This window comes from Marinobacter daqiaonensis, assembly GCF_900115285.1.
GTDB lineage: Bacteria > Pseudomonadota > Gammaproteobacteria > Pseudomonadales > Oleiphilaceae > Marinobacter > Marinobacter daqiaonensis.
In genome coordinates, this window is the sequence record NZ_FOYW01000002.1 from 177,689 (window position 1) to 189,666 (window position 11,978).

Genomic DNA, 11,978 nt, shown 5'->3' on the forward strand with positions numbered 1-11,978 from the left:
AGTCACATTCCCATCAGTGGGCAATTGCCTCGGCTGTGCCCCTCTGGTTTACTGATCCGCCCGGGATACAACGACTCAACTCATCCAGCTTGCAGGACTACCCATGATCAGATCTTTTGCCCGCATTCCCCGTATACTCGCTGCCGGCCTCGCCGTGATGGTGGCAATGGTGGTTATCCCGGCCTATGCGGAAACGCCCGAGGAGACCATTACCCGCCGCCTCGCTGAAACCGTCCCCAGTCTCGTCGTCAGTGGCGTGTCGGAGTCGGAGGTGCCAGGCCTGTATGAGGTCAGGACGAACAACCGCGAAATGATCTATGCCACCGAGGACGGCGAGTACATTCTGGCCGGCGAACTGCTCCAGCTCACTGACAAGGGTATCGTCAATGTCACCGAGCGGGCCCGGGCCGGCGAGCGTGCTGACACCATGGCCGAGTTTGGTGACGACGGTGTGATCCGCTACCCGGCGGATGGCGAGCAGAAGGCGGTAGTGAGTGTCTTCACCGACATCGACTGTCCCTACTGCCGTAAACTCCATGATGAAATGGATCGGATCAACGAACTCGGCATTACCGTGGACTACTACGCCTTCCCGCGCTCTGGCCCCGGCACACCTTCCTTTGCCAAGTATGAGTCGGTGTGGTGTGCCGATGACCAGCAGGCTGCCATGGACAAGGCCAAGGCCGGCGAGAAGATCGCTGACCGCTCCTGCGACAACCCCGTCGAGGCGCAGTACGACCTGGGACGCCGGGTGGGAGTCACCGGCACGCCGGCAATCGTTCTCGAAGACGGCAACGTGGTGCGCGGCTACGTACCCGCCGAGCAGCTGGCTGAAGGCCTCGGACTGCTCTGACAAAGATCACGTCGTGAGTTCGCGGTGGTGTTCCGGAGGCGCCTAATCGGTATACTATGCGGCCCATATCATTCATCGGGCGTCGAGGTGGAAGCTTGAAAGAAGTCAGGGTCGGAATCTGCGGGTTAGGGACCGTCGGTGGCGGAACGTTCAATGTGCTGGCCCGGAACGCCAGTCTGATCGCCGGTCGCGCCGGGTGTGTTATCCGCACGGTGCGGGTGGCAACCCGGACCTGGCGGGATGACATCGACCTGGGCGATATTCCGTTCAGCACCGATGTCATGGACGTCGTCAACGACCCTGACGTGGACGTTGTGGTGGAACTGATCGGCGGCTACGAGACCGCCCGGGAACTGGTGCTGGCCGCCATCAACAAAGGCAAGCACGTGGTAACCGCCAATAAGGCGCTGATCGCCGTTCACGGCAACGAGATCTTTGAAGCCGCCGGCAAGGCAGGCGTGGTCGTGGCCTATGAAGCCGGTGTTGCCGGCGGCATTCCGGTGATCAAGGCCATCCGTGAAGGCATGGCCGCCAACCGCATCGACTGGCTGGCCGGTATTATCAACGGCACCGGCAACTACATCCTCACCGAAATGCGCAAGGGCCGGCCATTCAACGAGGTCCTTCAGGAAGCCCAGGACCTGGGCTATGCAGAAGCCGACCCCACCTTCGACGTGGAGGGGGTTGATGCCGCCCATAAGCTGACCATCATGGCGTCCGCCAGTTTTGGTGTTCCCCTCCAGTTTGATCGCGCCTATACCGAGGGGATTTCCCGTCTGACCCCCTACGATATCGCCCACGCCGAGATGCTTGGCTACCGGGTCAAGCACCTGGGCATCGCCCGCCGCCGCGAAGGTGGTATCGAGCTTCGTGTCCATCCCACCCTGGTGCCTCAAAGTCACCTGATCGCCCAGGTGGATGGTGTTCTGAACGCCATCCTGGTGGATGGCGACGCGGTCGGCCAGACCATGTACTACGGCCCGGGCGCCGGTGACGAGGCCACCGGTTCCGCAGTGATCGCCGATATCGTGGACGTTGCACGCAACATCCAGGCCGGTGGTCAGGGCAGGGTGCCGTATCTCGGGTTTGGTCCGGATTCCATCGAGGACCTGGAAGTGCTGCCCATGGAATTCACCCAGTCCGCCTACTATCTCCGCATCCAGGCCATGGATCGCCCGGGCGTTCTCGCCAAGGTGGCTTCCATCCTCAGTGAGCACGGCATCAACATCGAATCCATCATGCAAAAGGAATCCGAAGTCTTCGACGGCAAGATTCCGGTGATCATCCTGACCCATACGGTCCAGGAGCGTCAGGTGAACCTGGCCATCGAGGACCTGGAAGCCCTGGACGAGGTGGATGACCAGGTGATTCGCATCCGCGCTGAAAACTTCAACTGACAGGTAAGCACGTGAGATACATCAGTACACGGGGCGAAGCGCCCGCTCTGGGCTTTGAGGACGTTCTTCTGACTGGCCTGGCCTCTGATGGCGGCCTGTATGTGCCCGAGTCCCTTCCCCATTTCAGCCTGGAGGAAATCCGCAGCTGGCGCGGGCTGCCCTACAGCGAGCTGGCGTTCAATGTCATGTACCCGTTTGTGGATGATGCCATCCCGGAGGATGCGTTCCGCCGGATGCTGGATGAAACCTACGACGGCTTCGTCCACAAGGCGGTTGCTCCGCTGGTCCAGCTGGACACCAACGAGTGGGTTCTGGAACTGTTCCACGGCCCGACCCTGGCCTTCAAGGATTTCGCCCTGCAATTGCTGGGTCGTCTGCTTGATTATGTGCTTGAGAAGCGTAACCAGCACGCGGTCATTATGGGTGCCACCTCCGGCGATACCGGCTCCGCCGCTATCGAGGGCTGTCGTCGCTGTGAGCACGTCGATATCTTCATCCTCCACCCCCACGAGCGGGTATCGGAGGTGCAGCGCCGGCAGATGACCACGGTGGCCGGGGACAATATCCACAACATCGCCGTCAAGGGCAACTTCGACGACTGCCAGCGCATGGTCAAGGCCAGCTTTGGTGACCAGTCCTTCCTGGGGGGCAAGGTCCGCCTGGCGGCGGTGAACTCCATAAACTGGGCGCGCATCATGGCCCAGATCGTCTATTACTTTCAGGCATCCCTGGCCCTGGGTGGTCCTGACCGGTCCATGGCCTTCTCGGTGCCCACCGGTAACTTCGGGGATATCTTCGCGGGCTATCTGGCGAAGAAGATGGGGCTGCCCATTTCCCAGCTGGTGATTGCCACCAATCGCAACGATATTCTGCACCGGTTCATGAGCGGCAACCGGTATGAGCAGCATCAGCTGGAGCATACCCTGTCACCAAGCATGGACATCATGGTGTCCAGCAACTTCGAGCGTCTGCTGTTCGATCTGCATGGACGGGATGGAGCCGCCGTCAAGGAGCTTCTGGAGAACGCTGCCAGGGGCCCGGTGAGTATTGAGGATTACCGCTGGCGCCATGCCCGCAAGCTGTTTGACAGTGACGCGGTGGATGACCGCGCCACCTGCCAAACCATTCGCCAGATATACGACGAGAACGAATACCTCCTCGACCCTCATACCGCCATTGGCGTGAAGGCGGCGCGAACCTGTCGCCGGGACAGGAGCGTACCCATGATCACCCTGGGTACGGCCCATCCCGCCAAGTTCCCGGATGCCATTGCCGAAGCGGGTCTTTCCGTGAAGCCGCAACTGCCGGCCCACATGGCGGACCTGTTCGAGCGGGAGGAGCGCTACACGGTGCTGGAGAACGACCTGGCCTCGGTACAGGATTTCATGGCAAAGCACTGGAAACATGCCTGAAGCCTCAATGAAGGGAGCCGGCTGCCGGCTCCCGGTCCGGCCATGACGCAGAAGAAGATTCTTCGCCGCCCGGGGGTGAGCGCCGATCCCGCCTGGGGCAAAAACCTCTCTCCGCTGCTCCGGCGGTTGTATGCCGCCCGGGGCGTCACCTCTGACGATGAGTTGACCTATACCCTGAAACACCTGGCCTCTCCCCTGCAGCTTCGTGGCATCGACCGGGCCGTGGAACTGCTGGCCGGCGCCATTGCGCAGCAGCAGAAAGTCCTGGTGCTGGGGGATTTCGACGCTGATGGTGCCACCAGCACAGCGGTGGCCATGCTGGGGCTGTCGATGCTGGGACTGGCGAACGTGGATTTTCGCGTGCCCAGCCGGTTCTCCGATGGGTACGGCCTGACCCCCGGTATCATCCACCGGCTGACGGAAGAGGGCGAGGTACCGGACCTGCTGGTGACCGTGGACAACGGTATTTCCGCCCACGAGGGTATCCGGGCCGCACGTGCTGCGGGCATGAAAGTGGTGGTCACCGATCATCATCTGGCGGGTGAGAGCCTTCCGGACGCGGACGCCATTGTGAACCCCAACCAGCCGGAATGTCCCTTCCTGAGCAAGAATGCCGCGGGCGTGGGAGTCATGTTCTACGTTCTTACCGCCCTGAGAAAGCATTTGCGGGAGTGTGGCAGGTTGCCGCAACCGGAGCCCAATCTGGGCAGTCTGCTGGATCTGGTGGCTCTGGGGACAGTCGCGGACGTGGTGCCCCTGGACCATAACAACAGGATATTCGTGGAACAGGGCCTGCGTCGCATCAGGCAGGGCCTGGCGAGGCCGGGCATCCTGGCGCTACTGGAGGTGGCCGGCCGGGAACACACCACCATCGGTGCCACCGACCTGGGTTTTGTGGTGGGGCCGCGCCTGAATGCCGCCGGCAGGCTGGACGATATGAGCATCGGCATCGCGTGTCTGCTGGCCGATGATCCGGAGGAGGCCCGTCGCCTTGCCCGGGAGCTGGACACCTTTAACAGGGAACGCCGCACCATTGAGCGCGACATGAAAGCCCAGGCCCAGGAGCTGCTGGCCTCCATGTCGCTGGACATCGAAGGCCTCCCGTGGGGGCTCGCCCTGTTCGATCCCGAGTGGCACCAGGGCGTGATCGGCATTCTCGCGGCCCGCATCCGGGAGCAGACTCACCGCCCGACCATCGCCTTCGCGCCGGACGACGACGGCGAACACATCAAGGGCTCCGCCCGCTCCATTCCGGGCTTTCACATTCGCGATGCATTGGCGGTGGTGGACGCCCGCCATCCCGGCTTGCTGAAAAAATTCGGTGGCCACGCTATGGCAGCAGGCATGACCATCCTCCGCTGTGATCTTGAACGGTTCAGCGATGCCTTCGATCAGGCAGTGCGGGATGCCCTCAGGCCCGAGGATCTCGAAGCGGCCATTGTTACCGATGGTCCCCTTGAGATCGGAGAGCTTTGCCTGGAGACGGCCCACCTTCTCAAACGTGCCGGCCCCTGGGGACAGCACTTCCCTGAGCCGGTATTCGATGGTGAGTTCCGGGTGATCAGCCAGCGCATCGTCGGCGAAAATCACCTCAAGCTGGTACTCCAGCCGGCGGATGGTCGTAACATCGTGGACGGCATTGCCTTCAATACCGGTCCGGAAGTACCTGACTACACCCGCACCGGCGCCCGCGTGGTCTACAAACCCGACGCCAACACCTTCCGGGGGCGCACCAGCCTGCAGTTGCTGATCGATTACCTGGAGCCTTGCTGAGAGGCTTGTGTTTGCCGCGGAATCGGCGGAAGAACGCAAAAAAAAGAAATTTTGCCACGGAAACCACGGAAGAACACGGAATGAAAAGATAAAAACAGAGATAAGTGAGCGGCCTCCATAGCAGGTATTGCCGAGTCTTACCTGCCATCATTTTTTTCTCTTTCTTTTTTCCGTGTTCTTCCGTGTTCTTCCGTGGATTCCGTGGCTAACCCTGCATTTTGTCTTTTTCCGCGTACTTCCGCGGATTCCGCGGCCAATCAATCAGGCGGGGCTGAACCGGCGACGGATTTCCGGTAGAATTCCGCCTCTGTTTTTACTCTCCATTCGCCACAGCGAGTAACGCTCTTATGGAAATCAATCCCATTGTTACGAAGATCAAGGAACTTCGTGAGCGCACTGAAGCGCTCAGGGGGTATCTTTGACTATGACCAGCGCAGTGAGCGCCTGACCGAAGTCGAACGCGAGCTTGAGCAGCCCTCTGTCTGGGATGACCCTGAGCGGGCCCAGGCTCTTGGCAAGGAGCGTTCAGACCTGGAACTCATCGTGCGCACCATCGATAACCTGTCCAGTGGTCTTGGCGACGCCGAAAGCCTGCTGGAGATGGCCGCCGAGGAAGAGGATGAAGGCGCGGTCGCCGACATCGAGAACGACCTGGAAGGCCTCGACAAGGAACTGGAAAAACTTGAGTTCCGTCGCATGTTCTCGGGGGAGATGGATGCAAACAACGCCTACCTGGACCTTCAGGCCGGCTCCGGTGGCACCGAGGCTCAGGACTGGGCCAATATGCTGCTGCGCATGTATCTTCGCTGGGCCGAGCGACGCGGCTTCAAGGCCGAGATCATCGAACTGCAGGAAGGGGAGGTGGCCGGTATCAAAAGTGCCACCATCCATATCCAGGGTGATTATGCCTATGGCTGGCTGCGGACCGAAACCGGTGTTCACCGGCTGGTGCGAAAGTCACCGTTCGACTCCGGCAACCGTCGTCATACCTCGTTCTCCTCGGTGTTCGTTTCACCAGAGGTGGATGACAGCTTCGAGATCGAGATCAATCCGGCTGACCTTCGGGTGGACGTCTATCGCGCATCCGGCGCCGGTGGCCAGCATGTCAACCGGACCGAGTCCGCGGTACGGCTGACCCATAACCCTACCGGCATTGTGGTGGCCTGCCAGGCTGGTCGGAGCCAGCACCAGAACAAGGACCAGGCCATGAAGCAGCTCAAGGCCAAGCTCTTCGAGCGGGAGATGCAGCTGCGCAATGCCGAGAAGCAGAAACAGGAAGACGCCAAGTCCGACATTGGCTGGGGCAGTCAGATCCGCTCCTACGTGCTGGACGACAGCCGTATCAAGGATCTGCGCACCAAGGTGGAAACCAGTAACACCCAGAACGTGCTGGACGGTGATATCGACAGGTTCATCGAAGCCAGCCTGAAGATGGCGCTGTAGACAGCGCCATCCTTTATCGCGTCAATCCGGAAATTCCGACTTCTTTTTGTGAGCCAACATGACCGATCACAGCCCGAATGCCACTCACCCCGAGGACAACAAACTGATTGCCGAGCGCCGCGCCAAACTGGCGGACCTTCGCAAGCAGGGCAATCCCTTTCCCAATGATTTTCGCCGTGATGCCACCGCTGCCGAGCTGCAGGAAAAATACGGTGACAAGTCCAAGGAAGAGCTCGAGTCCCTCGGCATTCGTGTAGCCATCGCCGGCCGCATGATGCTTGATCGCAAGGCGTTCAAGGTGGTTCAGGACATGACCGGTCGGATCCAGATCTACGCGTCCAAGGATGTTCAGAAGGACACCCGGCACTGGGATCTGGGGGATATCGTAGGCGTTCGCGGAATCCTGTCGAAATCCGGCAAGGGCGACCTGTATGTGACCATGGAAGAGTATGTGCTGCTGACCAAGTCGCTGCGCCCCCTGCCGGAAAAGCACAAGGGTCTGACCGATACCGAGGCCCGCTACCGCCAGCGCTATGTCGACCTGATGGTGAATGAGGACAGTCGCCGGGTTTTCTACGCCCGTTCCAAGATCATCAATACCATGCGCCAGTATTTTGCCGAGCGGGATTTCATGGAGGTGGAAACCCCCATGCTACAGGTGATTCCGGGTGGTGCCACGGCACGTCCGTTCATCACCCACCACAACGCCCTGGGCATCGACATGTATCTTCGTATCGCCCCCGAACTGTTCCTCAAGCGGCTGGTTGTGGGCGGCTTCGAGCGTGTATTCGAGATTAACCGCAATTTCCGTAACGAGGGCCTGTCGACCCGTCATAACCCGGAATTCACCATGGTGGAGTTCTACCAGGCGTATGCGGATTACAATGACCTGATGGACCTCACCGAGGACATGCTGCGCACTATCGCCGGCAAGGTGCTGGGAACCACGATGGTGGTGAATACCCGCGTGCTTGCTGACGGCACCGAGGAGGCACTGGAATACGACTTCGGCAAACCCTTTGAGCGCCTGACGGTGGTGGATGCCATCCTGCGTTACAACCCGGACATTTCCCGGGTCCAGCTGCTGGACGAGACCAGCGCCCGCCGGGTGGCGAAAGACCTCGGGATCCGGCTGAAGGATGGCTGGGGTCTTGGCAAGGTGCAGGTGGAAATCTTCGAAGCCACCGCCGAGCATCGCCTGATGCAGCCCACGTTCATTACGGATTACCCGAAGGAAGTCTCGCCCCTGGCCCGCTGCAAGGACAGCGATCCGTTCGTCACCGAGCGCTTCGAATTTTTCGTGGGTGGGCGTGAGATTGCCAATGGCTTTTCCGAGCTTAACGATGCCGAGGACCAGGCTGAGCGCTTCCAGGCCCAGGTGGCTGAAAAGGATGCCGGCGACGACGAGGCCATGTTCTATGACGAGGATTTTGTCACCGCCCTGGAGTTCGGCCTGCCGCCGACCGCGGGCGAGGGCATCGGCATTGACCGCCTGGCCATGCTGCTGACAGATTCGCCGTCCATCCGGGACGTCATACTGTTCCCCGCGATGCGTCCCGAACACAGGCACGAGGAGAAGTAGTCCGATGCATCCGGCCGAGGCCCTGGCACAACAGCTCCGGCCCGGCCGCGGCTGGGACCGGATACTTGGCGGGGAATTTCGCCAGCCTTACATGCGGCAACTGGCGGAATTCCTGGCAGATGCAGAGAAGGCCGGTAAGGTCCTGCACCCGGAACGACGTCATTGTTTCAATGCCCTTAACAGCACGCCGCTGGATCAGGTGGAAGTGGTTATCCTCGGCCAGGACCCGTACCACGGTCCCGGCCAGGCCCACGGCCTCTGCTTCTCCGTGCGACCCCACGTCGCGGTTCCTCCGTCACTGAAGAACATCTTCAAGGAGATTGAGGATGATCTGGGGATCGCGCCACCGGATCATGGCTGTCTGCAGCCCTGGGCCGATCGCGGTGTGCTCCTGCTCAATGCGGTACTTACGGTGGAGGAGGGCAACCCCGGCGCCCATCAGGGCAAGGGTTGGGAAACCTTTACCGACCGGGTGATTGAAGCCATCAACCGGCACCGAAAAGGGGTGGTTTTCCTGCTGTGGGGTAGCTATGCCCGCAAAAAAGGGCGCGTAATCGACCGTGACAGGCACCTGGTGCTGGAGGGGCCTCACCCCTCGCCCCTGAGTGCCTACCGGGGATTTTTCGGCTGCCGGCATTTCTCCCGGGCCAATCAATGGCTGGAAGAGCAGGACCTTCCTCCCGTGGACTGGTCCCTGCCAGATAAAGCAGAACTGATCGAACGCTATAAAAAGAAGTGAGGCGGCCCCGGCACCGGCCTGAGGGTAACTACGGTGTCTCCCGCCATGGGGCCGTGTTCTGGTGGGCAACTTCGGTGATTTGCCCTACTTAAGCAACGCCATTGCCGCTTCCATCTGGGCGTTGAGGTCTTCCTCTTCGCTCATGTTCATGTTCGGATCCAGGCCCAGGCGGTCAAAGGCGGATATGGTGCTCCAGTCCATTTCGTTGACCGGGTGCCCGGTGCCGGCAAGAAGCTGCAGATTGGCCACCATGACCAGATCCGCGTAGTCCGCCGAGGCAACCTGGCGCCGGTAGTTCTGGTATTCCAGGGGAACCAGCTGCAACTCTTCCGGAAAGTCCCAGCGCTTGAGGATAGTGGCGCCGATCCTGGGATGGAGTTCGTCAATCACGTTGTCCAGCATGACGCTGCTGATCTGTATGTCCTGGTCTTCCACGTACCGCAGGATGGGCAGGACACCAATCAGGTGCACCAGGCCGGCCAGCGTTGCCTGGTCGGGCTTCAGGCGGGTGTATTGTTGCGCCAGCACATGGCAGACGCCGGCCACTTCGGTGCTGGTCTGCCAGTTGGCGCGAAGACGCTTGTCGATCATGTCGGAGGTGGCCTGGAACATCTGCTCCATGGCCAGGCCCATGGCCAGGTTGCTGGTGTAGGCCATGCCCAGGCGACTGACCGCCATATTGAGATTCTCTATGGCACGGCTGCCCCGGAACAGGGGGCTGTTGCAGACCCGGATCAACCGGGCGGAAAGGGCGGTATCATTGCTGATGACCTTGACCAGGTCCATGATCGACGAGTCGTCGGCTTCCGCAATATCCCGTACCTGCAGCGCCACCTCCGGTAAGGTCGGGAGGATCAGCCTGTCACTCTCAATGGCAGAAAGAATGTCGTCGCGAATGGTATCGACAATGTTGGACATAGTGATTCAGGTCCCTGATCGTAGTAATAAACTCACTGATGGACTCTTTTATAACAGAAGGCGACACATTTTCCTGTCACCTTATGTATCTGGTCCACTGTTTTCTTCCGTTTCCCGCTCCGGCACGGCGTAGGGTAATGGGCGGATAGTCAGCTCCGCCCCGTTTTCGGCCAGGGTGAGGGTCTCTCCGGCTGCGCTGTGACGGAGCACCGCAAGCAACTGTACCGAGCCATCATCAAGGCCGACCGCCTGCACCACTTCACCGACGGACTTGCCGGTGCCGAGTATGCCCGTGCCGGGAGCCGGTATTTCGCTGGTCTTGGCGGAAAGCCGGAAGAGGCTCTTCTTGAGCTGGCCGAGGTAGTGCATGCGGGCGATGACTTCCTGCCCCGTGTAGCAGCCCTTTTTGAAATGAATGCCCTCAAGATGTTGCCAGTTCAGCATCTGGGGCACCCAGGCTTCCTGGGTTTCCGGGCTCAGCTCCGCGATGCCGGCGGCTATCTCGGTGGCCAGCCAGTCGTCGGTGGACGCCTGTCGCAGCCCGCTGAGGACAGCTCGCAGCCTTTCAGGGCAGCCGTCCGGGAGCCAGAGTTCAAAACGTTCGGTGCCATCTTCAGCGGGGGTGGTCCGGATCAGGAAGCCTCCTTCCACGGCAACGGAATCATTTGACTCGGCCGGGAGCGATTCCGGGCTGCCGGCAACGGCGACGGCGGCCTGGCGCCCGAGCAGCCCCACCAGTTCGGCAGTGTCCAGGTGGGTCATAACGGTGCCCCGGAACAGCATCAGATATTTGTTGAGTTGGGTGGTCACGCCGTCCGCGATGGCCGCCGGCATGCTCAGCAGGACGTCCTCGCGGTCGCGCACCAGGCGGGTCAGCAGGTAGGCACGGCCTTTCGGAGTGCTGATGGCGGCTCTCGGTGCATGACCTGCCGTGACCTTGTCCAGGCTCTGGCTGACCTGTCCCTGAAGGAACTGGTCGGTCCCGGGGCCGCTGACCCGGTAGATTTTCCGGTCAGTGAGAAATACCACGGCGGGGAGTTCCAGCCGGGAGTGGGCCAGGGCGGTGTTATCGGGCATCGCGGACATTGGGGTTGCCTCCGGGCCGTAGGGCTTGCAATGGGTTTCGGTACCAGGGTGTTGACTGTATGGGGGTGGCGGCATCCGGCATCAACCGCAGCCACACCCGCAGGCGTCGCAGGGCGGTGGTGTCGGCGTTGCCCGGGCCGGGCCCCGGTGCGAGAACGACAGGCAGATCCTGCCGCGGTTCCACCGCACGGAGGGTCAGCACCAGCCATTCGCCACCAACACGGCTGTCTGACGCAACGGAGACCTGCAGCTCGCGACCGTCGGCAAGGGTGGCGAACAGGTTCTTTTGATTTACCGTGAGTTTGATCACAGCCTGGGGGTGACGCTGGGAACCGCATCGGCGCCAGCGGCTGATCCCACCGCTAATCAGGACCGGCACGGTCACCAGTATCATGGGATGAACCGCTGCCGCAAGCGCCACCGCGGCGGCCAGTAACAGCAGCCAGGGGCCGGCCGCAACCAGCCCCGCCCGGGGTGAGGCGGCAAGCGTTAACTCAATCCGGCTGTACACGATCCAGCATTATGCGAACGATGCGTCGCAGATCCGGGTCTTCCGGTTCACTGCGTTGCATGAACCATTCGAACATGTCGGTGTCTTCGGTGTTCAGCAGCTTATGGAAGCGCTCCTGGTCTTCCCTGGGCAGGTCGCCATAGGCCTCTTCCAGGAACGGGAGCAGCAGGACGTCCAGCTCCAGCATGCCACGACGGCTGTGCCAGCGAAGACGGTTGAACTCGGCGTTGGGGTTGTCAGACATCGGATCAGGGCTCACGTGAA

The 11,978-nt window shown here is 61.0% G+C and carries 11 protein-coding genes; 7 read left to right on the plus strand and 4 right to left on the minus strand.

Annotation, left to right across the window (positions count from 1 at the left end; all coding sequences use genetic code 11):
* Positions 1-103: 103 nt before the first annotated feature.
* The 7 genes from BM346_RS13590 to ung all read left to right on the plus strand — a co-directional run bounded on the left by BM346_RS13590 (position 104) and on the right by ung (position 9,199).
* Complete coding sequence (locus tag BM346_RS13590; RefSeq protein WP_092014172.1) at positions 104-853, plus strand: DsbC family protein; 750 nt, start codon at positions 104-106, stop codon at positions 851-853.
* A 95-nt stretch (positions 854-948) separates the two neighbouring features.
* Positions 949-2,250 (plus strand): homoserine dehydrogenase, encoded by a 1,302-nt coding sequence (locus BM346_RS13595; RefSeq protein WP_092014174.1) that lies wholly within the window; start codon positions 949-951, stop codon positions 2,248-2,250.
* 11 nt (positions 2,251-2,261) lie between these two features.
* Positions 2,262-3,662 carry a threonine synthase gene (gene thrC, locus BM346_RS13600; RefSeq protein WP_092014176.1) on the plus strand — a complete coding sequence of 467 codons (1,401 nt, stop codon included), beginning with the start codon at positions 2,262-2,264 and terminating at the stop codon, positions 3,660-3,662.
* A 42-nt stretch (positions 3,663-3,704) separates the two neighbouring features.
* Positions 3,705-5,435, plus strand: a complete 1,731-nt coding sequence (gene recJ / locus BM346_RS13605) for a single-stranded-DNA-specific exonuclease RecJ (protein WP_092014178.1) — start codon at positions 3,705-3,707, stop codon at positions 5,433-5,435.
* A gap of 347 nt (positions 5,436-5,782) precedes the next feature.
* Positions 5,783-6,878, plus strand: a protein-coding gene (gene prfB / locus BM346_RS13610; RefSeq protein WP_139229940.1) for a peptide chain release factor 2 whose coding sequence is annotated in 2 segments (ribosomal slippage) — positions 5,783-5,854 and positions 5,856-6,878 — 1,095 coding nt in all. Because the reading frame shifts where the segments join, the coding sequence is not laid out codon by codon here.
* A 58-nt stretch (positions 6,879-6,936) separates the two neighbouring features.
* On the plus strand, positions 6,937-8,460 hold the full coding sequence (gene lysS / locus BM346_RS13615; protein ID WP_092014183.1) for a lysine--tRNA ligase: 1,524 nt from the start codon (positions 6,937-6,939) through the stop codon (positions 8,458-8,460).
* Between the two features lie 4 nt (positions 8,461-8,464).
* Positions 8,465-9,199: a uracil-DNA glycosylase gene (gene ung / locus BM346_RS13620; RefSeq protein WP_092014186.1), complete on the plus strand. Its 735-nt coding sequence runs from the start codon at positions 8,465-8,467 to the stop codon at positions 9,197-9,199.
* Between the two features lie 84 nt (positions 9,200-9,283).
* Here ung and BM346_RS13625 read toward each other — a convergent pair whose 3' ends face one another.
* The 4 genes from BM346_RS13625 to BM346_RS13640 form a co-directional block, all read right to left on the minus strand.
* The gene (locus tag BM346_RS13625; RefSeq protein ID WP_092014188.1) at positions 9,284-10,117 is read right to left on the minus strand and encodes an HDOD domain-containing protein; all 834 of its coding nucleotides are present in this window, start codon (positions 10,115-10,117) and stop codon (positions 9,284-9,286) included.
* Positions 10,118-10,198: 81 nt separating this feature from the next.
* Positions 10,199-11,203: a CAF17-like 4Fe-4S cluster assembly/insertion protein YgfZ gene (gene ygfZ, locus BM346_RS13630; RefSeq protein ID WP_227663007.1), complete on the minus strand. Its 1,005-nt coding sequence runs from the start codon at positions 11,201-11,203 to the stop codon at positions 10,199-10,201.
* Positions 11,184-11,714: a hypothetical protein gene (locus tag BM346_RS13635; protein WP_092014191.1), complete on the minus strand. Its 531-nt coding sequence runs from the start codon at positions 11,712-11,714 to the stop codon at positions 11,184-11,186. Before BM346_RS13635 ends, ygfZ begins: the two co-directional genes overlap by 20 nt.
* The gene (locus tag BM346_RS13640; protein WP_092014195.1) at positions 11,698-11,958 is read right to left on the minus strand and encodes an FAD assembly factor SdhE; all 261 of its coding nucleotides are present in this window, start codon (positions 11,956-11,958) and stop codon (positions 11,698-11,700) included. Before BM346_RS13640 ends, BM346_RS13635 begins: the two co-directional genes overlap by 17 nt.
* Positions 11,959-11,978: the final 20 nt, after the last annotated feature.